We start from the raw sequence: 22,874 nt of genomic DNA on the forward strand, positions 1-22,874 counted from the left end.
TTTCAATGACTTTAATTATTATATTTGTATGATAAAGCATAAATATGTCAAGAAAAAGATTAAAAAGAAAAAAACTCCATAATAAATTATTCATAAAAAACCGATTGGTTATTTTGAATGAAGATACTTTTGAAGAGATTTTTTCAATGAAACTAAATCTGATGAATGTCTTCGTTGTTGCTTCGGTTGGCGCTATTTTATTGATAGGAATTACTACGTTTATTATTGCTTTTACTCCGCTAAGAGAATTTATCCCTGGCTATTCTTCCTCAAAACTAAAAAAAGACGCGACTGAATTATCTTTAAAATCAGATTCATTAACTTTAGCCTTAAAGAAAAATGAGGCCTATATTCTCTCCATTCAAAAAGTGCTTAATGGTCAATTAGAATATGCGAAATTCAACAAAGATTCCATTCTTGTATATAGTGAAGATACAATCCCGAAAGGGAAGTTATCTGCTTCAAAAGAAGAATTAGAACTGAGAGAACAAGTGGCAAAAGAGGAAAAAAAACAGACTTCAAAAAAATCGAAATAAAATAGACAATACGTTTATATTATAAAGAACCCAAATTAAAAATGTCGATAAAATCAGCTGCTGCAAAGTTATTTGCTAAAAAAATATATAAAGAAACACAAACCTGGGTTTCAAATCCTGTTGCGAGTCAAAAGACTGTATTTATGGATTTAATAAAAGAAGCCAAGCAAACAGCGTTTGGAATTGACCATCATTTTGATACAATAAAAACGGTTGAAGATTTTGCAAACCAAGTTCCCATTAGGGATTATGAGGACTTAAAACCCTACATTGAAAAAGTAGTAAAAGGAGAAGAAAACATTCTCTGGAAAGGGAAACCGCTTTATTTCGCTAAAACTTCAGGAACGACTTCAGGAGCTAAATATATTCCATTGACTAAGGAATCGATGCCTTTTCATATTCAAGCGGCTCGAAATGCTATTTTGCATTACATTCACGAAACAGGTAAAGCTGACTTTGTTGATGGAAAGATGATTTTCCTACAGGGAAGCCCAATTTTGGAAGAAAAAAACGGAATACAATTTGGAAGGTTATCAGGGATTGTAGCGCATTTTGTCCCGAAATATTTGCAAAAAAACCGCATGCCTTCATTAGAAACCAATTGTATTGAAGATTGGGAAACCAAAATTGATGCCATTGTTGGGGAAACGTTTAATGAAAATATGACCGTAATTTCAGGAATTCCTTCTTGGGTTCAAATGTATTTTGAGCGATTAGAACAAAAAGGAGGAAAGAAAGTAGGAGATATTTTTAAGAATTTTAATTTGTTTATTTACGGTGGGGTGAATTATGAACCCTATAGAGCAAAGTTTGAAAACTTAATAGGTAGAAAAGTAGACAGTATTGAATTATTCCCTGCATCGGAAGGGTTTTTTGCCTACCAAGATTCCCAAAAAGAAAAAGGAATGCTACTGCTTTTAAAAGCGGGTATTTTTTACGAATTTGTAAAAAGCGATGAATTTTATACGGAGAAACCTAGACGATATACGATTGGTGAAGTCGAGCTTGGGGTGAATTATGTTCTAATTATTTCTACTAATGCGGGTCTTTGGGGATATAATATAGGAGACACGGTTCAATTTACTTCATTAAAACCGTTTAGAATTATTGTTTCTGGGAGAATCAAGCATTACATTTCGGCTTTTGGAGAACATGTCATTGGTAAAGAAGTCGAAAATGCCTTACAAGAAGCGATGGAAGGAACAAATGTTCGTGTCAATGAGTTTACTGTAGCGCCACAAATCAATCCTGCTAGCGGATTACCCTATCATGAATGGTTCATTGAATTTGAAAATGAACCAGTAAACTTGATCACTTTTGCGGAAGCGATTGATGACGCTATGCGAAAACAAAACATTTACTACGACGATTTAATAAGAGGAAACATTTTACAAAAAGTGGTAATAACAAGAGTTGCTAAAAACGGTTTTCAAGAATATATGAAATCGATTGGGAAACTAGGAGGTCAAAATAAAATACCAAGACTTTCTGATAATCGAGATATCGTAGCGCTTTTGGATAAAAAATAAAAATTACATTTGTTGGTTAGAAATTATAGAAGAAATGAAAGACAGTAAAAATATATCACGCTCTAGAGCACAAGAATCATCGGCAGCTATTGAAAAAATGTACATCACGATGCGCCATTTATTCAATAGAGGTTTTTATAAACCGATGGGTATTTCAGGAGATACTTTAAGGGAAGCTTTAATGACATTACGTCCAGAAATATATGGAAATATCGCCGAAGAAAAAGTAGAATTAAACGGACTGTTATATGTTATTGAGCGACTTCCTATAGGAATTGAAGAATGCAGATTCATCAATTTAACTTCAGATGAAGGCTATTCTAAATCCCATTTTCAAGCAATTATTCCTCCAAAAAGGCGTCGTAATTGTTACCGAATTGATGAGGAGCAAATGAATGTTGAAATTACACGTGGGCGATCAGATATTTACGATATTTTGACGCATTTAACGTTTATTTTCATCGAGTCTCATAAAATAAGAAATAGAGTGCTACTTGATGATGCAGGAGAAGTTTCTCGCGATTGGGTAAAATTACAACATGCAGTTTCACAGACAAAAAAATTATCTCTTGTTGAAAAAGAGAAAGCCATTTCGCATGCTGCAAATATCCTTGGAAGAACTTTTGAAGAAGTACTAGATATCTATGATGCTTTTGGTTCAGATGCCGCTCCAGATCGTTTTTTGCAAATTATTTTTTGGTTAGGTAAATTAGCGATTGAAGAAATCATTGACAATAATAAAAGAACAATCACTTTTAGTCCTATTTTGAGAGAGCGTTTAGGGCATCACATTCATGGTGAAAGATGGGCAACCAACATCAAGGAAGTATTGAAAGAAAACGGACTTATAAACCGTCCAATTCATGTGATTAGTGCCAATATGCATAGTGTAATGAATTCTATTTTTGCAACAACAGTTTTAAAAACAAAGTTTAAAGACAAGTCGGATTTCTTTATTTATGAGGAATTAAGTAAATCTGGCGCGGATGAAGTTCGTAACAAAGTAGAAGAAGTAGCATTGAAGCATGGAATGATCTCTGTTTTAGATGATTCAGGAACAAATATTGATGTACAAATTTTTGATACTGAAAAAATCAATTGGGCTAATTCGTCCTTCCCTACAGCTAAACTTGGAGACAAAAAACCAGTGTTAATTGTAATGGATTATGCGTTTGGGGAACAAGCCTATGAAACAATTGACGAACTATTGAAACCCTTCAAAAAAGATACTTTACTCAATGTAGAATCAGTTTCTATCATGGGAAAAGCAGGAATTCTAGAAGGAGGAAAAGGAGATATCATGATTCCGAATGCACATATAAACGAAGGAACGGCTGATAATTACTTTTTTGAAAATGAATTAACGGCCGATATGTTTGAAGGAAATGATATTGCAGTTTTTGCCGGGCCAATGGTTACTGTTCTTGGTACATCATTACAAAATAGGGATTTATTGAAGTTTTTCCATGAATCGACTTGGGGTGTAATTGGTCTAGAAATGGAAGGTTCTTATTATCAAAAAGCGATTCAATCAGCATCTAAAATTAGAAAAAGCGTACCCAAGGATATAAAAGTAAGATATGCCTATTATGCATCGGATAATCCGCTTGAAACTGGAAGTACTCTAGCTTCTGGAGGTCTTGGAACTACTGGTGTAAAGCCCACTTATTTGATTACAATTAAAATATTGGAACAAATTTTTAATACTAAACAAAAGTAAATAATGAGTGTAAACCTACCCCAAAATACTGAAAATCAAGAAATAGATTTATCACAGATTTCTAATAAAATAGGGAGTCTATTTCAAAATTTTAGTGCTTTAATATTTAGATGTATTCAGTTCTTTATTAGAAATGTGATTGTAATAATTGCTTTACTAATAGTGGGGATTGGGCTTGGTTTTTTCTTAGATACCACTCAAAAAACATATGATCAGCAAATAATTGTTGCCCCAAATTTTAAATCTGCGGATTATTTATATGCTAAAATTGATTTAATAAATGCTAAAATTATCGAAGGCGACACCTTATTTTTAAAAAATAGTGTAGGGTTAAAAAAACCAAAAACGATAAAAGGAATTAAGATAGAACCCATCACAGATGTATATAAATTCATTGAAAATAAATCAGAAAATTTTGAGCTAATCAAGTTAATGGCCGAAGATGGGGATATTAAAAAAATATTGGAAGATAATTTGACTAGTAAAAATTATACGAATCATGAAATAGTCATTACCACGAATGATTTAATAACCGAGAAATCAACTATTGAGCCAATTCTAAATTTCTTGAATGAATCAGATTATTTTAAGAAAGTTCAAATTGAGGAGTTGAAAAACGCTCAAATAAAACTGAGTAAAAATGATACGATTATTGCCCAAATTGATGCTGTTTTAAAGGGGTTTTCTAGTGATGTAAACAGTAGAAAACAAAGTGATAAGCTGGTTTATTACAACGAGAACACACAGTTAAATGACATAATAAAAACAAAAGGAGACTTGATTTATCAACAAGGAGTTTTAAGGGTTGATTTGATAGGAATGGATAAAGTTATAAAAGAAAATAGCGCTACTTTGAATAAACAACACCAAAGTTTTATTGGTGGAAAGTTAAAATTAATTCTTCCTTTTTTACTTATTTTGTTTTTCATTATTTGGAGTTTATTTATCAATTTTTATAAAAAACAAGCAGCAAAACAAAAGCTTGATAATTAATTTACACTCTAATTATAGTTTTCAATTCACTCAAAAAAACATACTGAATTCATGAAAATAAAATTGTTTATCCCCCTTTTTTTAGCACTTCTTTCTTTAGTTTCATGTAAAAAAGAAGTAGATAAAACGGAGAAAATTGACCAGACAAAGGAATTATTTAAGGTTTCACTAGATTTATTAATTAAGAAAAGGGACACGCTTCATTTGTACTACGGGCAAGATATGGCCGAAGACTATAGCGAAGAACATTCTATCTGGCTTCCAGTTGAAGGGAAAGAAATAGGACAAAAAGTCACCTTTATGCTACCAGAAGCTGTATTGCCTGTAAAACTTAGAATTGATTTTGGAGTAAATAGAAAGAACGAAGAGATTGTTTTAAACACGGTTGCGTTTGACTATTTTGACAAAAATTTTGTGGCCAATGACAGCACCATTTTCAATTATTTCAGACCTGATGAAAGCACAACTATTATAGATTATAAAACAAGATCGTTAAAAAGAAAAGATCCCAATTCAGTCAAAGGCGCATCCTTATATCCTCATGACGAAGCGGTAAAAGCGGTGCTCGAGCAACTTATTAAGTAAGTTTTTAAAACCTACAAAACCAATTAATAATCTAATGAATTCAGCTTCGGAAAATATTAAAATTAATGTGATTTTTAGATCTTGCGATGCTGTAAACGCCGTGAATAACTCAGCACGACCTTTTAATTTAGATAAAGGAACACTAATTAAAATTTGTTTCAAAAGTCTGTTGAATGCGTTAGAGGGAATCGATTATAAAATGATTGTAATAGGGGATGCTCTTTCTAAAGAAACGCGAGATTTTTTTTTGAAATATGATATTGAGTTAATAGAAGGTGTATTTGGTAACGATAAGTCAATACTGGAATCCATAAAAATAGCTGAGAAAATCAATAGTGAAGAGTGGATTTATTTTTGTGAAGATGATTATTTACACACTAAGGACAGTTTTAAAAAGATACTTAATTTAATAAAAGTAAAAGACCTAATTGTTCCGGGTAGAATTAAACTAAACCAACTTTTAAGAAAAAGAACCATTTCTCTTTTTTCATTTAAAAGATATTTAAGCAAACCCAATCTAGTTATTCATCCTTGTGATTACCCTGATCGATACACTATTAAATATGCTACAAAGAATTTTATATTTCATACCAAAGATTCCCATTGGAGGCAAATTTCGAATACTACTTTTACTTTTTTAATTGAAGCAAAAGAGTTGATCAAACATAGAAAAACATTCATTAAATCATCAAAAAGGGCAAACGATGGTTACTTAAGCGCAACCCTTTTTGGCCGTTCATTTTTTTTCAATAAACTCCTTTGTGTATCGCCAATTCCCAGTTTAAGCACTCATATGCATCAAGAAACGATGTCTCCAATCATAGATTGGGAAAAACTTGCTACTGAATTACTTTGCGAAATAAAAACAGAAGAATAAGGATGTTTAAAACGGGGATAAAAGATAGAGAAACGATACAATACCTGCTTTCTCAAGGTGGTTTTTCCTTTTTATTTAGGATGTTCGCCATGGTATTTAGTTTCATTTCCATGTGGTTTATCACTAATTTTTATGGGGAAGCGGATTATGGAACTTACGCATTGGCATTAACGGTTTTACAAATTTTAGCAATGGTATTCGCATTGGGGGTTCCAAATGCATTTGTAAGTTTTGCTGGTAGAATAGACAATGTTGAAAAACTAAAGGGATTATTACTAAAATCGGGTGCAATTGTTTTGATCTCCTCTCTTTTTCCTATTCTATGTTTTTCTTTTGGTGCTCAATTTTTTTCGGAAACTGTTTTTCAAAAACCCTCGCTTTTAAATTATTTTCTGGTGGTATCCTTCAGTATTCCTTTTATGATTTTTCATGAAATAATTTGTTATTACTTTATTTCAGTAAAAAAAATCATTGCTTATGGTTTGTTTTTCTATATTTTTCCAAGCGTGTCGTTTGCCTTGTTTTTAGTAGCATTTTATTATTATAATCTAACTGGATTTTTTACTTTTCTAGCTTATGTAAGCTCAATTATATTAACAGTTTTAATAGCGTTAGTAGTATTATTTTATAAAAAAACTAAAATTACTTTCCCCGAAATAAGGAGTAAAGAAATATTGAAAAAATCATTTCCAATGATGGTTAGCGGTATATTTCTCATTTTATTAAATTGGACGGATATCCTCATGCTGGGTCGTATAGAAAGTGAAAGCCAGATAGGAATTTATAACACTGCGTTTAAATTGGGTTATCTTACTCTTTTTTTCGTTCTGTCGATGAATGTGATTATTATGCCTAAAGTAGCAGCGTTATTTCATCAAAACAATTTCAGCGAAATGAAAAAAGTGATTAACCGCTCGACTCAATTGGTCATTGTTTTCACAATTCCATTAGCCATAGGAATCATTTTTTTTAGTGAAAACCTCCTTCGATTATTCGGTGAGGGATTCATAGCGGGCAAGACGACTTTAATACTGATTACGCTTGGCGCCCTTTTTAATGCAATGACGGGTAATGTGGATCAGATTTTGAATATGACGAACCATCAAAAGGGAGTAAGAAACATATTTTTATTCGGTTTTCTAATGAATGTTGCCTTAAATTTAGGGTTAATACCTAGTTATGGAATTGAAGGAGCCGCATTGGCAAGTTTAATTACTAATGTTGTGGTAAACATTGTTTTTGTTATTGTCATTAAAAAGAAATTGGGTTTCTTTACTTTTATGTAGATTTACCTTTTATAACAGTTAAAAAATGCCTCCAGAACTATCAGTTGTAATTGTCAACTATAACGGATTAATTTATTTAAAGGAATGTTTTGATGCTTTATTTCAGAATCTAAAAAACATAGAGTTCGAAATAATAGTGATTGACAATAATTCCCAAGACGGCAGTTGCGCTTATTTGAAAGCTAATTATCCTGAAATTATTTTAATTGAATCAAATGTTAATCTTGGTTTTGGAAAAGGAAACAATGAAGCAGTTAGAAAGGCAAAAGGGAATTATTTGCTGCTATTAAACAATGATACAATAGTTCTAGATCCACTTTTACCCGTTTTAAATTTTTTGAAATCCGATGCGAAAATAGGAGTTGTGGGAATAAAAATGCTGGATGGGAATAAAAAATATTTAGCCTCGGCGGGAAATTTTCCGAATTACAAAAATCTGTTTCAAATGAAAAAATTAATGAAAATAGGGTCCGAATTTAGGACTGGTATTTTCACTAAAAAGGTTTATGAAGTAGACTGGTTGAGCGGCTCTTTTTTGATGCTACCCACTGAAGTGTTTAAAGAAATAGACGGTTTTGACGAAGATTATTTTTTATATGTAGAAGATGTAGATTTTTCTAAAAAAATCGCCGACAAGGGTTATAAAAGAGTTTTCTTGTCCAATTATAGTTATATTCACTTTGTAGGGTTTAATAGTTCCAAAAATCATTTGTTGGTCAAGGGATATGAAATTTATATTGCTAAACATTTCAAGGGATTTAATAAAAAAACATTGGAATTTATTTTATCTGTAAACAAACTAGTAAAGCGTATAAAGCAGTTTTTAAAAAGAAACTAGAAACTATATTTTATAAAAACAATAGACTTTAATTGATGATTGTAAGCAAATCGAAATTTTATACTTCACTCTTTATACTTGTACTTTTGTTGCAATTGTATCTGCCTTCATTCAAGTTAAATTTGTTCATTCAAATAGGGGTTTTGATGCTTTATTTCTTTTATGAAAAACTAGCAATAGAAGCCCGTTTCTTAAAGATTATTGCGCCAGTTTTATTACTTTTTTTATTGGGTTTTATAGGAACAATATTCAATAGTTATCCCATTTATGGTTTTATAAAAGACATTTTTCATTTTTCTAAACCTATTGTAGGACTCTTAATTGGTTTTTTGTTCTATAAGAAAATCAATAATTTCAATTTGTTTATAAAGACTATTGTTTACTGCGGATTGGCATCGGCTATTATACATTTTCTAGTTTTGATATTTATGGGGAACATTTTTTCCGTTTCTGTGGATGCGATTAGAGAATTTGGAAAGGATAATTTCTTGGAACTTTTTGCACTTTTTTTCCTTTTATCGTATAGCTATTTTCAAAAGGAATACTTGTTAAAAAGTCGTTTATTGACTAGAGTAATTGTATTTATATTGTTAGTGTCAAATGTTTTGTATTTCTCAAGAACAATGATTGTGGTGGCTCTAGTGTTATTGTTGTCTATTTATGGATATACGGTCTTAAACAAAAAAACAATCCGTTTTCTGGGGCTTTTTATTACTGCCATTGCCCTTTTTTACGGCTATTTGTATACGGTTAAAATAGAAAGAAATAAACCAGGGATGGAAGGGTTTCTCTTTAAGGTGAAAATTGCTCCTGCTGAATTATTCAAAACCAAAATTGACCGGGAAAATCATAAGGATTTGTGGGATCATTGGCGTGGCTATGAGGCCAAAAGAGCCTATGCTTTAATGCAAGAAAACCCAAGTAGTTTTGTGTTTGGAACAGGTTTTGGTTCATTGGTAAACTTGAAATTTAAAGCGCCACTTACAGGAGAGAAAGAAGGGATTAGGTACATTTCAGAATTGCATAATGGCTATATGTATGTGTTTTATAAAACGGGAAGTATTGGGATAATCATACTATTTTTGTTTTTTGGAACACTCTATTTAGCATTGTATCGCAAGCACAATAACAAGAGAATGATTTTGGTTTTTATTTCGGGAATAGGTTTAGTATATGTATTTACCTCTTTGACCATCACAGGAATTTATAATGGACGCGATGTGATTATTTTTATATTAGGAGGCTTGCTTTATTTTGAAAGAAGTTCGGTTTTTGTAAAAGAAATAGAAGGATGAAAGAGCTGAAATTTTTTATAGATTGTAGTGTATTTGATAGAAGTCCTCAAGGGACTACTACCTACATAGCGGGTTTATATACAGAATTAATAAAGAATAAAGAACACCACTTTTATTTTGCATCGCACACCAATAATTTTAAAGACACTTTTGGAGTACACGATAATGTGACCTATTTAAAATATACTTCAAATAATAAATATGTAAGATTGTTGATTGATATTCCTCGGTTTATAAAAAAACTGAATATTGATTATGCTCATTTTCAATACATCATACCGCCCATTACGTACTGTAAATACATTGTCACAATTCATGATGTGTTGTTTTTAGATTTTCCAAAATATTTCCCCTTGGGTTATAAACTCTCAAAAAAATATCTTTTCCAATGGAGTATTAAACGAGCTGCTATTGTTTTGACGGTTTCTGAATATTCCAAAAACAGCATAGTTAATCATTTTAATCGTGCCGATGTAACTATAACTCCCAATGCGGTTGATCCTGTTTTTTTTGAGGATTATGATAAAAAAACAGTGGCTGAAAAGGTAAAAAAGAACTACGGAATTGAAGATTATTTTTTATTCATAAGCCGTTGGGAACCTAGAAAAAACCATGATTTCTTATTGAAGGTTTTTGTTGAAAAGGAATACTACAAAAACCATCATCTCGTTTTTATAGGAGAAAAAGCCATACCTAATAGGGCATATTTAGATTATTTTGAAACGTTAAGCAGTGAAATTAAAGAAAAAATAATTGATTTAAATAAATTGGACTTCAATGAATTAGTTGCTGTTGTTCGTGGTGCTAGACTTTCGATTTACCCATCAATTGCTGAAGGTTTTGGAATTCCTCCTCTAGAAGCGTCGGCAGTAGGAATTCCGTCGCTTTGTTCGAATGCAACTGCCATGTCTGATTTTTATTTTTTAAAGGAGGGATTATTTAATTCGAATGATGAAAACGATTTGAACCGTGCTATTGTTTGGGGATTGAAGCAAGAAGGGCAAAACAGTGTTATTTCATCAATAATAAAAGAGAAATACAATTGGGAAATTGCGGCTGAGGTTTTTCTAAAAGCAATAAATGAGAATCAACAACTTAAATAAATAGTAAAAGACCTATTTTTGGTTCATTAAATTGGAATAAACAGTATGAGAATAGCTATTTTAGGAACGCGAGGAATACCCAATAACTATTCTGGTTTTGAGCAATTTGCTGAGTTCTTTTCTGTTTTTCTAGTTGAAAAAGGACATGAAGTATATGTTTATAATTCTCACAATCATGTATTTCAGGAAAAAACATTCAAAGGGGTAAATATCATCCATAAAAATGATCCTGAGCATAAAATGGGAACTTTTGGACAATTTGTATATGATTTCAACTGCATTATGGATTCTAGAAAAAGGGATTTTGACATCATACTTCAACTGGGATATACAAGCAATTCGATCTGGTTTTTCCTATTGCCTAAGAAACCCATTATTATAACAAATATGGACGGGCTAGAGTGGAAGCGAACGAAATATTCCAAGCCAGTGCAACAATTTCTTAAATTTGCTGAGCGATTGGCTGCCGTTAGTAGTGATTTTTTGGTTGCTGATTCATTGGGAATTCAAACCTATTTAAAAGATAAATATAAAAAAGAATCTGCTTATATTGCTTATGGTGCACATCCATTTATGAATCCTGATGAATCCATTGTAACGGATTATGAGCTCTCGAAATACAATTACAACATGATTATGGCTCGGTTTGAACCCGAAAATAATCTGGAAATGGTATTAGATGGTGTGGTGTTGAGCAATTCTATGATGAAAATTATTGTAGTTGGCAATCATAAAACCAAATATGGAGACTATTTAAAAAAGAAGTTCAAAGCGCATACAAACATTGCATTTTTGGGTGGGATTTTTAATTTGGAGCACCTCAATAATTTAAGGTATTTCAGTAATCTGTATTTTCACGGGCATTCAGTTGGAGGTACCAACCCATCTTTATTAGAGGCCATGGCGTCAAAGGCGTTAATTATGGCTCACGACAACAATTTTAATAAGGCTGTTTTAAAAGAAAACGCATTTTATTTTTCGAATGCTATAGAAGTGAAAGAACTACTTTTAACAGTAAAAAGAGAAGACTGTTTAAACAAGATTCAAAAGAATTTTGAGACGATTATAAATGAATTTAATTGGGATAAAATAAATGGAGACTATTTACGCTTATTTGAAAAAAGCATTTCAGGAACTGATGCTTCTTCATAAGCAAAGTCCGCCTTTACTGCTGCTATTAGTTGTTTTACTCACCATTCCGTTAAGTTATGCTATCAATAGTATAGCAATGGGAATCTTTGGTTTATCGACTTTGTTTTATGCTAAAAAATTAAATTTCAAGATAGATAAAAATCTATTTTTACTAGTTTTCCTGTATGTATTAATGGCACTTTCACTATTGTGGAGTCACGATTTAAACGCTTCTATTAAAGCAATTTCAAAGGAACTTCCATTATTGGTCTTTGCAGTTTGTTTCATGAGTTTTCCTGCTTTTGACGAAAGTAAAAAACAACTGTTGCTTAAATATTATAGTTTCGGAATGTTCTTTTATGTTGTTTATTTTTTGATCAAAGCAGTTGTTCGTTATAGTATTACAAGAGACAATTCTGTTTTCTTTTACCATGAGTTGGTAACCGGTGATCTAAATGCCATTCATGTTTCGGTTTATATGTCGGTTGCTTTTTTTTATTTTTATTCGAAAGAGAAAAGATCTAAATTAAATTCAATTATTGCATTTTTATTGGCCATTTTTATCTTTTTACTGTCTTCAAAAAATATCATTGTAGTTTTTGTTTTACTGCTAATTGTTTTTCAATTGTTTTATTCGAAAGGACAACTGAAACAAAAAAAAGCAGTCGTGAGTCTGTTTCTATTAGCAATAATTATGTTGCTGTTTTCGACTAAAATTAAAGAGCGTTTTTTGATAGAATGGAATTCAAATAAAATTGAAAACACAATAAGCTCAACAACGGAGACCGTCAATACTGTAAGTGTCAATCAAGCTTGGACACAAGAAAAATTTAATCAGAATGATTATTTTTCCGGAACTGCTTTTAGAGTGTATCAAATACGGATTTTTAAAGAAATGCTAGAAGAAGATAATGTGTTTTTTAAAGGATATGGGTTGAATGCATCCGATTTTAGAATAAAAGAAAAAGGCAAAGAGCATACTATTTTTTCTGGTGATGCTACTCACGATGGCTATCAAAACAAGAATTTTCATAATCAATATGTCCAAATTTTCGCCGAAACAGGAATAGTAGGATTACTATTGTTACTCTTGATTGTATCTTTGAGCTTGAGAAACGCAATAAAATCAAAAGATTTTGTTGCTATTTCTTTTGCAGTATTAATGATAAGTTTATTTTTGACAGAATCATTTTTATCAAGACAACGGGGAGTTGTCTTTTTTACCATATTTTTTTGCGTTTTTAATGCAAAAAATAGTCCCAAACCCATTACAAAACTATAAAAACCCATATGAAAAGAATACTGATTACTGGAGCTGCTGGATTTTTAGGATCACATTTGTGTGACCGTTTTATCAAAGAAGGATATTTTGTTATTGGAATGGATAACCTCATAACTGGCGATTTAAAAAACATAGAACATTTGTTCAAATTAGAACATTTTGAATTTTATCACCATGATATTACTAAGTTTGTTCACGTTCCAGGACAATTGGATTATATCTTACATTTTGCTTCACCAGCAAGTCCGATTGATTATTTAAAAATACCAATACAAACGCTTAAAGTTGGTTCTCTTGGTACGCATAATCTTTTGGGTTTGGCTCGCGTAAAAAATGCCAGAATCTTGATTGCTTCCACTTCTGAAGTGTATGGTGATCCACTAGTACACCCTCAAACCGAAGAGTATTATGGAAATGTAAATACCATCGGGCCTAGAGGTGTGTATGATGAAGCCAAACGTTTTCAGGAATCAATAACCATGGCATATCATACTTTTCATGGTGTGGAAACTAGAATTGTTCGAATTTTTAATACCTACGGACCTAGGATGCGACTCAATGACGGTCGCGTAATTCCTGCATTTATTGGGCAAGCACTTCGTGGGGAAGACTTAACCATTTTTGGAAACGGTCTGCAAACGCGTTCTTTCTGTTATGTAGACGATCAAGTCGAAGGAATTTTTAGATTATTGCATTCGGATTATGTATATCCAGTAAACATTGGGAATCCAGACGAAATTACTATTAAAGATTTTGCCGAAGAAATCATAAAATTGACGGGAACGAATCAAAAAATTGTCTATCACGCGTTACCGGAAAATGACCCTTTACAGAGACAACCAGACATTACTAAAGCCAAAGAAATATTGGGTTGGGATGTAACTGTAAATCGTGCTGATGGAATGAAAATAACGTATGATTATTTCAAATCTTTATCCAAAGAAGAACTTTCCAAAGAAGAGCACAAAGATTTTACGGCTTATATAAAATAGTAGGTTTATAAAGCAAGCATTAATAATATGCAAAGCATCAAGAACAGGTTAGCCAATCATGACAACATCCAAAATAGGAAGATATTCTAAATATATTAGGCCCATTAGTATTCTAATGGACTTGATGGTGATCTCTTTTTTGGCTTATTTTTTATTTAGTGACCTTAATTTAAACATTCCTTATTACATTATTTACCTCAATATTGGTTGGGTTTTAACTGCAGTTTTTTTGAAATTTTATGCGATTTTTCGTTTTACAAAAACGATAGAAATAATCTCAAAAATAATTAAGCAAGGAATTATTTTTCTTCTAATTGTCATTGCCTTTTTTCCATTTTATGATCAAGCTGTTTTTAATTCAGAGTGCATCGTTTTATTTATTGTAGGTAGCTTGGTTTTGATTACAATTTCAAAATTCTTTTTATTTTATTGTTTAAAAAAATACCGATTAATAGTAGGAAGTAATTTTAGATATGCTGTAATTGTAGGGTATACACCTGAATCGATTCAATTAAAGGAGCTTTTTGAAACTAGGAAAGAGTATGGATATCAGTTTTTAGGCTATTTTTCAGATAAAAAAATAAATAAAGAGATTAAAGGTAATTTGCTGGATTTGAAAACCTTTGCTCTAACTAATCAAGTGGACGAAATATACTGTTCACTAAACGAAGTTTCTAATGTACAGCTAAAAGACTTGCTTGAATTTGCCGATGAAAACAATAAAACAATAAAATTTATACCAGATACAAAAGATATTTTTTCAAAGAATTTAAAAATAGACTATTACGATTTTTTCCCAGTATTGTCGTTAAAAGAAACTCTTTTAAATGAGCCCGTAATAAAAATTTTTAAACGATTTTTTGACATTGTTTTTTCGTTAACAGTAATTATTGGTATTCTATCATGGTTAGCTCCCTTATTAGCTATTTTAATTAAATTAGAGTCCAAAGGGCCTGTTTTATTCAAACAAGGCCGACCAGGAATTGGTGAAAAACAGTTTTACTGTTATAAATTTCGTTCTATGAGAATGAACGGTTCAACGGAAACAGAAGCTTTAAAAAACGACCCTAGAGTAACTAATATAGGCAAATTGATGCGAAAATCGAGCATGGATGAAATGCCTCAATTTGTAAATGTTTTATTTGGAGAAATGTCTGTAGTAGGACCACGCCCGCATTTATGGTCGCAAAATAAAATATATGGTAGTAAAATTAAAAAATACATGGTGCGCCATTATGTAAAACCAGGGATTACAGGTCTAGCTCAAGTAAGCGGTTTTAGGGGAGAAATTGAGACCGAAAAAGACATGATAAACCGAATAAAAATGGATGTTTTCTACATTGAAAACTGGTCATTAATTTTAGATCTAAAGATAATTTACATGACCGTTATCAATATCTTAAAAGGAGATAAAAAAGCATATTAATATGGGACAACCTTTGGTTTCGATACTAATTCCAACATTCAATTCTGAAAAATTTATTTCAGAGTCGATTCGTTCCGTGCAAAACCAAACATATACAAACTGGGAAATTATCCTTGTTGATGATTGTTCTACAGATTCAACTCTTTGCCTTGTTGAGGAACTAGCTATAAAAGACAACCGAATTCAATATTCTAGATTAGAAAAAAATTCTGGAACTGGTGTGGCTAGAAATTCGGCATTGGCGTTAGCCAAAGGACAGTATATTGCTTTCCTTGATGCCGATGATCTGTGGAAACCTGAAAAATTAAAAAAGCAAATGGATTTTCTTATAAACAAGAATTTGCCATTTACTTTTTCCTTTTATGATTGCATTGATGAAGCAGGAAATCCTTTAAATAAGAGAGTAGAAGCACCAGTACATTTGAGTTATCGCGAATTGTTTTTTTGTAATTATGTGGGGAATCTTACCGCTATTTATGATGTCAATTTCTTTGGAAAAATTCCCATTTCTTCCATTCGAAAACGCCAAGATTGGATGCTTTGGTTAACGGTACTAAAAAAGATAAAAATAGCACATGTTGTACCTGAAAGTTTGGCTTATTATAGAGTACGAAACGACTCTATTTCGACTTCTAAGTTGGATTTGATAAAATATAATTTTGCCGTTTATAGAAGGTTTCACGGTTTTAGTTTTCTAATTGCGGTGGCTTGTATGAAGCTTTTTTTATTCACTCAATTATTTATAAAACCAAGGTATATTAAGAATATTAAACCATCGATTTAAACTGTTTCAATTTTCCTCTTTTGTTTCTTTTTAAACTATTTTTTCTAATGAAACTAAACTTGAGGTTGGGTTCTAGATAGAGAATAATGGCTTTTTCAATTTTTTCAATTTGTACCAAATTTAATTCCGTTTCACTAACATATTTGATTTCAAAAGTGTTGGTTTGAGTTTGTTTAATGACAAATTCTTTTACATTTCCATCGTCTTCAATGATGCTTTTTGTAATATAATAAAAGGTTAAACCTGGTGCTTTTTTTCCACTTGGTAACACAGCAACATCATTTGTTCTTCCAATTAATTTTTTCAGAATGGGTTTTTGCAAGGTGCTTTTTTCATCCAAAATTCCAATATCTCCTATTTCATATCGAATAAAAGGATGTGCTTTGTTAAAAAGAGAAGTAATTACAATGCGCCCTTCTTGACCATAAGGAAGTACTTTATTATTTTCGTCCAGTATCTCCACAAATAAAGTTTCTGAATTTACTTGCCATTCTCCTTCTGGATTTTGAAAAGCAATTAAATCAAGCTCAGATGCTCCGTATTCATTAATGATAGGTATTCCCAATTGTTTTTCTAACAGTATTTTATCATCTTCAAAAAGCATTTCTGAGGTAACCATACAAGCCTTTAGGGTTGGGCAAATAGTTGTTAATACGATATTCTTTTTTTGTAAAAATTTGGCAAATAACACAATCGAACTAGTATAGCCATTGATGTAATCAAATTTTTTGGTTCTAAAATGAATTATAAAACCCTCCAAAACAGCATCTGATAAGTCAAAAATGGTAAAGCGGAAGCGGTGGCTTAAAAAGTCTTTTAAACGTTCTTTTTTATTGCCAATGAAATCCATAGGAATTCCATAAAAACGCGCTTGATAGGAATGATTGAAATCAATTTCATACCATCCAAAACGATAGATATTGGAAGCCCAGGTTAGGGCATGGCTGTATTTGTCTTTGGCAAAAATAAAAGGATCACCACTAGAGCCTGAAGTTTTATTGAGATAGCTATTTTTAGTATTGTATCCGCTAGAAAGTCTCTCTAATAAAGGTTTTTGGAGATTTTTTTTATTCAAAATTGGTAAATTGGACCAATTCTCATAATCTGAAGTACCAACAAGTTCTTTATAAAAGGAATTATTTTCTAAATGAAAGGATACAATTTCCTTTTTTTTATGTGTTAAAAATGCTTCATATTCTTTTTGAGATAAAGCTGCAATTTGCCGCAATTCAGCAGTGGACTGCTTTATGGGATAACCGTTTAACTGGAGCGATAAGTCAAAAAGTGGTAGCATTTTAGGTGTTTATTTCTTCAAAAATAATATTTAACAACAACTAATTAGGAAGAACCAGCAAGTTTTTAAAAATTAATTATTTTTTACGTCCAAAAGCAATTATTTTTGCACCACAACTAAAAAACACACACATGAATATTTTACTATTGGGTTCAGGAGGAAGAGAGCATGCTTTTGCATGGAAAATGATTCAAAGCCCACTTTGCGATACTCTTTTTGTTGCACCAGGAAATGCAGGAACCGCATCGATTGCGACGAATGTGAACATGAGTCCTACTGATTTTGATGCGATGAAAGCATTTGTATTAAGTAATAATGTAAGCTTGGTAGTTGTAGGACCAGAAGATCCTTTGGTAAAAGGAATCTTTGATTTTTTTAAAAACGATGATCAAATAAACCATATTCCAGTTATTGGGCCATCAAAAATTGGTGCTCAATTAGAAGGAAGTAAAGAGTTTGCCAAAGAATTTTTGGTAAAACACAATATCCCAACCGCTGCTTATGATAGTTTTACAGCTGAGACTGTAGAAAAAGGATGTGACTTTCTTGAAACCTTACAACCGCCTTTCGTTTTAAAAGCGGATGGTCTAGCAGCAGGAAAAGGCGTTTTGATTATTCATGATTTGGCAGAAGCCAAAGAAGAATTACGCAATATGCTTGTGGGTCAAAAATTTGGTGACGCAAGTTCAAAAGTAGTTATCGAAGAATTTCTTGACGGTATCGAACTAAGCTGTTTTGTACTTACAGATGGTAAAAGTTATAAAATTCTACCTACAGCCAAGGATTACAAACGCATTGGCGAAGGCGACACAGGATTAAATACAGGCGGAATGGGAGCAGTTTCTCCAGTTCCTTATGTTGATGCTGTTTTGATGGAAAAAATCGAAACGCGCATCGTTAAACCAACAATTGAAGGTTTCCAAAAAGATGGTATTGAATACAAAGGATTTGTTTTTATTGGGTTAATCAATGTGAAAAATGAACCTATTGTTATTGAATACAATGTGAGAATGGGTGATCCAGAAACTGAGGTTGTTGTTCCAAGATTAAAAACGGATTTAGTAGAATTGTTTTTGGCTGTAGCCAATGAAAAACTAGACGAAATCACTTTGGATATTGATGAAAGAAGCGCCACTACTGTGATGCTGGTATCGGGTGGTTATCCTGAAGAATTTGAAAAAGGAAAAGTAATTTCGGGACTAGAGAACATCACTGATTCTATTGTTTTTCATGCAGGAACAAAATTAGTGAACAATGAAGTAGTTACTAATGGCGGTAGAGTGTTGACAGTTACCTCATATGGAGATGATTTTCAAGAGGCTATAAAAAAATCTTATCAAAACATAGGTAAACTAAGCTTTGATAAGATGAATTTTAGAAAAGATATTGGTAACGATCTTTTATAAATAAAGAAATCTTCCTTAATCCTAAGTAAATAGGATTAGGGAGGTTTTATTTTAAGAAAGAATGTGCCGTAGTATCTTGATTTTCTTCTCCGTTTGCATCAAAAATGCTCAATTGTTTGATCCAGTATACCATTGCTGCTGCGCAGATAGCCATGAAAATCCAGTTGATAGTATTTGCACCAAACCAAGTTCTAAGTTCTAATGAACGTAAGAAATCATGAGGAGCAAATAAAATATTTACAAATAAGTATTGAATTCCTTCAAAAAATGCTTTCATATCGAATAAAGTTATGTTGTTGTTTTTAATTTCTCAAGATTAAAGAACTCTTTTTAAAGAATCTTTTTCAACTTGAGGGTTTCCTTTTTAAACAAGTATTATATTTACAGTCACAAAAGTATAAAATATCCTTATGATAACAAGTGTTTTTAAAAAATCTACACCATTAAATTTCACCTTAGTAGTATTTTTAATACTCGTTTTCTTTTCAATCTATCAATTTCAAGATTTTAGTTGGACGAATTCGACTATTTTAATTTTTGAAAAAATAGGAATAATTACCGTTTTATTGGCGTCTATTTTTATGACCAACTTTATTTCAAAGCGCAACGGACTGAGTAAAGACAGCAGCTACACGATTTTATTCTACTTTCTATTCTTGCTTTTTTTTCCTTCTGTTTTGGACAATATCAATTTGGTTTTTTCTAATTTCTTTATCCTTTTAGCACTGCGTAGATTAATTTCGCTTCAGTCCTTAAAATCATCAAAAGAAAAAATATTTGATGCCTCCTTATGGATTTTTTTAGCGTCTTTGTTTCATTTTTGGAGTATTCTTTATATTGCACTAGTATTTATTTCTATAATTTTTCACGTAGCAAGAGATTACAGAAATTGGATTTTACCATTTATCGCTTTTTTTACTGCGGGAATTATTTTTGTTCTTTTTTCAATTGTATTTAATATTGATGCTCAAGGATACATTAATAGCAGTGTAATGACCAATTTTGAAATTAACTATTTTACTAATAATTATCAAAATGCCGCCTTGTCAATCTATGCAACAGTAGTTTTATTCTTTGTTATATCCATGTTTGCAACATTGTCGAATAGGCCTTTAGTACTGCATGCATCTTTTAAAAAAATAATAGCTTCCTTTTTTATTGGGGTATTAATTTATTTGGTTTCTTCGAATAAAAGCAATGATATACTAATTTTTACGATTGCGCCTTTGGCTATAATGGCGACAAGTCATATCGAGATTCCTCAAGTAAAATTAAAAAAAGAAATGGTGTTATTTGTACTGATCGCTTGTAGCTTTTTTGCTTTTTTCTCCCAGTTATAATTTGGTTCCATACGCTAAGTCACCAGCATCACCAAGTCCCGGAACAATATAATCGTGTTCATTTAGTTTTTCATCTATCGAAGCAACCCACAAATGGCAATTATCTGATAAATGTTTTTCTAGATAAGCAATTCCTTCAGGTGCGGCAATTACAACGGCGATATGAATAGCTGCAGCCGTTCCTTTTTCTATTAACTTATTATAAACAGCAACGATGGATTGCCCTGTAGCAAGCATAGGATCAATAAGGAGTAAGTATTTGTCATTAAAGTCAGCGATGGCTTGGTATTCCACTACAATATCAAAATAGTCATCATTATTAGGATGATGCCTGTAGGCCGAAATAAAACCATTTTCGGCTTCATCAAAATAATTCAAAAAACCAATATGTAACGGCAAACCGGCGCGTAAAATGGAACACAAAACCAATTGATCTTTTATGGCTGTTGTTTTTTTAACCCCAAGAGGTGTTTTTATTTCAACTGTTTTATAATGGAATTCTTTACTCATTTCATAAGCCATGATTTCACCGATGCGCTCAATGTTTCTTCTAAAACGCATACTGTCTTTATGGATAGTTACATCTCTAATTTGACCTAAAAAATGATTGAGGACACTATTTTTTTCTGATAAATGGTGAATTTGCATGGTATAATTTTATTATTTATTTGGGTGATAAAAGACAGTTTTTACTGCAAATAGTTATCCTAAAACAGATTTATGAATTGTAATTTTTTTATAAAAGTATAAAAAGTATCTTTGTCTCATTAAAATATATAAATATGTTTTCAAAATTAGCTTATTCCGTATTCGAACAAAGTATTAACGATTATCATCAATTTGATAACGTAGATCAACCAATAAATAATCCTTTTCCAAAAGATAAATTTGAACATTTATTGTACGTGAAAAATTGGATTGATACCGTGCAATGGCATTTTGAAGATATCATTCGTGATCCAAATATTGACCCAATCGCCGCTTTAACTTTGAAAAGAAGAATTGATGCTTCAAACCAAGAACGTACCGACATGGTGGAATATATTGATGGTTATTTTTTACAAAAATACAGCGATGTTAAAGTAAAAGAAGACGCGAAAATCAACTCAGAAAGTCCAGCTTGGGCATTTGACCGATTATCAATTTTAGCATTAAAGATTTATCACATGAATGAGGAAGCTACTCGTGAAGAAGCATCTCAAGAGCATAGAGATAAGTGCCAAGCGAAACTAAATATCTTACTAGAACAAAGAACCGATCTATCAACAGCAATTGATGATTTATTGACTGATATTGAAAACGGTGATAAATTCATGAAAGTGTACAAACAAATGAAAATGTACAATGACGATGAATTGAATCCTGTTTTGTACCAAGGAAAAAAATAAATTGCCAACTAATATCAAGCATATCGCCGTCATGAGACTTTCCGCAATGGGAGATGTCGCCATGACGGTTCCTGTTTTACGCGCTTTTGTAAATCAGTATCCAGATATAAAAATCACGGTGGTTTCCAGACCCTTTTTCAAACCTTTTTTTGATACGATTCCCACTGTTTCCTTTTTTGCTTTCGATGAAAAAGAAAAACACAAAGGGTTTATTGGATTGTTGCGTTTGTTCCAAGATTTAAAACGGTTGGAAATCGATGCTTTTGCTGATTTACATAATGTTTTACGAGCTCAAGTAGTCCGTACGCTTTTTGCTTTAAGCGGAAAAAAAGTGGCGGCGGTAGATAAAGGAAGAGCAGAAAAGAAAGGATTGACCAGTCTTGAAAATAAGGTTTTTAAACCACTTGCTTCAATGTTTGAAAGGCATGTTGCCGTATTTGCTAAACTGGGTTTTTCAATTGATTTGTCTCATCCCATGTTTCCTGCAAAAGCAGTTTTAAACGAGGAACTAACCAACATAATTGGAACTGAAAACCAAAAGTTAATTGGAATTGCTCCTTTTGCGCAATATGATTCTAAAGTGTATCCTTTGGATTTAATGCAAGAAGTAATTGCTCAATTGGCTAAAAATCCGCGACACAAAATCTTGCTTTTTGGTGGAGGAAAAAAAGAAATGGAGATTTTAGATGCTATTGCGGCACCGTACAGAAATGTGATTAATATGGCTGGTAAAATTAAATTTCAACAGGAATTACAATTGATCAGTAATCTTCATGTGATGCTTTCTATGGATTCGGGTAATGCACATATTGCAGCTATGTTGGGGGTGAAAGTCATTACACTTTGGGGTGCCACACATCCGTATGCTGGATTTATGCCTTTTAATCAGCCAATAGAAAACAGTTTGATTTCGGATAGAGAAAAATATCCTTTGTTGCCTACTTCCGTTTATGGAAATAAAAAAGTAGAAGGCTATGAAGAAGCCATGCGAACGATTCCTGTAGACAAAATAGTACTTAGTGTTCAGTAAATAGACTTTGTATATTCTGTTGGTTTGAAAGACAACTGT

General features: G+C 31.9%; 22 protein-coding genes. 19 read left to right on the top strand and 3 right to left on the bottom strand.

The window, feature by feature from the left end:
- Positions 1–44: 44 nt before the first annotated feature.
- The 15 genes from AB3G33_RS04155 (at position 45) to AB3G33_RS04225 (ending at position 16,377) form a co-directional block, all read left to right on the top strand.
- Entirely contained in the window at positions 45–536 is a 492-nt protein-coding gene (locus tag AB3G33_RS04155; protein WP_367756306.1) for a peptidase, read from the top strand.
- A gap of 41 nt (positions 537–577) precedes the next feature.
- Positions 578–2,065 (top strand): GH3 auxin-responsive promoter family protein, encoded by a 1,488-nt coding sequence (locus AB3G33_RS04160; RefSeq protein WP_367772846.1) that lies wholly within the window; start codon positions 578–580, stop codon positions 2,063–2,065.
- A 34-nt stretch (positions 2,066–2,099) separates the two neighbouring features.
- Positions 2,100–3,785: a hypothetical protein gene (locus tag AB3G33_RS04165; protein ID WP_367772848.1), complete on the top strand. Its 1,686-nt coding sequence runs from the start codon at positions 2,100–2,102 to the stop codon at positions 3,783–3,785.
- Positions 3,786–3,788: 3 nt separating this feature from the next.
- Positions 3,789–4,778 (top strand): hypothetical protein, encoded by a 990-nt coding sequence (locus tag AB3G33_RS04170; protein WP_367772850.1) that lies wholly within the window; start codon positions 3,789–3,791, stop codon positions 4,776–4,778.
- A gap of 51 nt (positions 4,779–4,829) precedes the next feature.
- Positions 4,830–5,363 carry a hypothetical protein gene (locus tag AB3G33_RS04175; RefSeq protein ID WP_367772852.1) on the top strand — a complete coding sequence of 178 codons (534 nt, stop codon included), beginning with the start codon at positions 4,830–4,832 and terminating at the stop codon, positions 5,361–5,363.
- A gap of 34 nt (positions 5,364–5,397) precedes the next feature.
- Complete coding sequence (locus AB3G33_RS04180; RefSeq protein ID WP_367772854.1) at positions 5,398–6,240, top strand: glycosyltransferase; 843 nt, start codon at positions 5,398–5,400, stop codon at positions 6,238–6,240.
- Positions 6,241–6,242: 2 nt separating this feature from the next.
- The gene (locus AB3G33_RS04185; RefSeq protein ID WP_367772856.1) at positions 6,243–7,526 is read left to right on the top strand and encodes a flippase; all 1,284 of its coding nucleotides are present in this window, start codon (positions 6,243–6,245) and stop codon (positions 7,524–7,526) included.
- A gap of 25 nt (positions 7,527–7,551) precedes the next feature.
- Entirely contained in the window at positions 7,552–8,364 is an 813-nt protein-coding gene (locus AB3G33_RS04190) for a glycosyltransferase family 2 protein (protein WP_367772858.1), read from the top strand.
- Between the two features lie 122 nt (positions 8,365–8,486).
- On the top strand, positions 8,487–9,659 hold the full coding sequence (locus AB3G33_RS04195; RefSeq protein ID WP_367772860.1) for an O-antigen ligase family protein: 1,173 nt from the start codon (positions 8,487–8,489) through the stop codon (positions 9,657–9,659).
- Positions 9,656–10,762 (top strand): glycosyltransferase family 4 protein, encoded by a 1,107-nt coding sequence (locus AB3G33_RS04200; protein WP_367772862.1) that lies wholly within the window; start codon positions 9,656–9,658, stop codon positions 10,760–10,762. The genes AB3G33_RS04195 and AB3G33_RS04200 overlap by 4 nt, the downstream gene beginning before the upstream one ends.
- A 45-nt stretch (positions 10,763–10,807) precedes the next feature.
- Positions 10,808–11,914: a DUF1972 domain-containing protein gene (locus AB3G33_RS04205; RefSeq protein WP_367772863.1), complete on the top strand. Its 1,107-nt coding sequence runs from the start codon at positions 10,808–10,810 to the stop codon at positions 11,912–11,914.
- Positions 11,856–13,175 carry an O-antigen ligase family protein gene (locus AB3G33_RS04210; RefSeq protein WP_367772865.1) on the top strand — a complete coding sequence of 440 codons (1,320 nt, stop codon included), beginning with the start codon at positions 11,856–11,858 and terminating at the stop codon, positions 13,173–13,175. Before AB3G33_RS04205 ends, AB3G33_RS04210 begins: the two co-directional genes overlap by 59 nt.
- An 8-nt stretch (positions 13,176–13,183) precedes the next feature.
- Positions 13,184–14,167: a UDP-glucuronic acid decarboxylase family protein gene (locus AB3G33_RS04215; protein ID WP_367772866.1), complete on the top strand. Its 984-nt coding sequence runs from the start codon at positions 13,184–13,186 to the stop codon at positions 14,165–14,167.
- A gap of 58 nt (positions 14,168–14,225) precedes the next feature.
- Positions 14,226–15,593 carry an exopolysaccharide biosynthesis polyprenyl glycosylphosphotransferase gene (locus AB3G33_RS04220; RefSeq protein ID WP_367772868.1) on the top strand — a complete coding sequence of 456 codons (1,368 nt, stop codon included), beginning with the start codon at positions 14,226–14,228 and terminating at the stop codon, positions 15,591–15,593.
- Position 15,594: 1 nt separating this feature from the next.
- Positions 15,595–16,377 carry a glycosyltransferase family 2 protein gene (locus AB3G33_RS04225; RefSeq protein ID WP_367772870.1) on the top strand — a complete coding sequence of 261 codons (783 nt, stop codon included), beginning with the start codon at positions 15,595–15,597 and terminating at the stop codon, positions 16,375–16,377.
- Here AB3G33_RS04225 and AB3G33_RS04230 read toward each other — a convergent pair.
- Entirely contained in the window at positions 16,361–17,671 is a 1,311-nt protein-coding gene (locus AB3G33_RS04230; protein WP_367772872.1) for a phenylacetate--CoA ligase family protein, read from the bottom strand. The two genes, AB3G33_RS04225 and AB3G33_RS04230, sit on opposite strands and share 17 nt — an antisense overlap.
- A gap of 131 nt (positions 17,672–17,802) precedes the next feature.
- Between AB3G33_RS04230 and purD the strand changes: the two genes are divergently transcribed.
- On the top strand, positions 17,803–19,077 hold the full coding sequence (gene purD / locus AB3G33_RS04235) for a phosphoribosylamine--glycine ligase (RefSeq protein WP_367772874.1): 1,275 nt from the start codon (positions 17,803–17,805) through the stop codon (positions 19,075–19,077).
- Between the two features lie 46 nt (positions 19,078–19,123).
- On the opposite strand, the gene AB3G33_RS04240 is transcribed toward purD, so the two are convergent.
- Positions 19,124–19,354, bottom strand: coding sequence for a uracil phosphoribosyltransferase (locus tag AB3G33_RS04240; protein WP_367756339.1), 231 nt, complete (start codon positions 19,352–19,354; stop codon positions 19,124–19,126).
- 133 nt (positions 19,355–19,487) lie between these two features.
- Here AB3G33_RS04240 and AB3G33_RS04245 point away from each other — a divergent pair, with 133 nt between their 5' ends.
- Positions 19,488–20,417 carry a DUF6427 family protein gene (locus AB3G33_RS04245; protein ID WP_367772876.1) on the top strand — a complete coding sequence of 310 codons (930 nt, stop codon included), beginning with the start codon at positions 19,488–19,490 and terminating at the stop codon, positions 20,415–20,417.
- On the opposite strand, the gene upp is transcribed toward AB3G33_RS04245, so the two are convergent.
- Positions 20,412–21,065: a uracil phosphoribosyltransferase gene (upp, locus tag AB3G33_RS04250; RefSeq protein WP_367772878.1), complete on the bottom strand. Its 654-nt coding sequence runs from the start codon at positions 21,063–21,065 to the stop codon at positions 20,412–20,414. The genes AB3G33_RS04245 and upp overlap by 6 nt on opposite strands.
- A 134-nt stretch (positions 21,066–21,199) precedes the next feature.
- Between upp and AB3G33_RS04255 the strand changes: the two genes are divergently transcribed.
- On the top strand, positions 21,200–21,805 hold the full coding sequence (locus AB3G33_RS04255; protein WP_367772880.1) for a DUF4254 domain-containing protein: 606 nt from the start codon (positions 21,200–21,202) through the stop codon (positions 21,803–21,805).
- 31 nt (positions 21,806–21,836) lie between these two features.
- Complete coding sequence (locus tag AB3G33_RS04260; RefSeq protein WP_367772882.1) at positions 21,837–22,835, top strand: glycosyltransferase family 9 protein; 999 nt, start codon at positions 21,837–21,839, stop codon at positions 22,833–22,835.
- Positions 22,836–22,874: the final 39 nt, after the last annotated feature.

It is taken from the genome of Flavobacterium sp. WC2421 (assembly GCF_040822115.1).
Taxonomy (GTDB): Bacteria; Bacteroidota; Bacteroidia; order Flavobacteriales; family Flavobacteriaceae; genus Flavobacterium.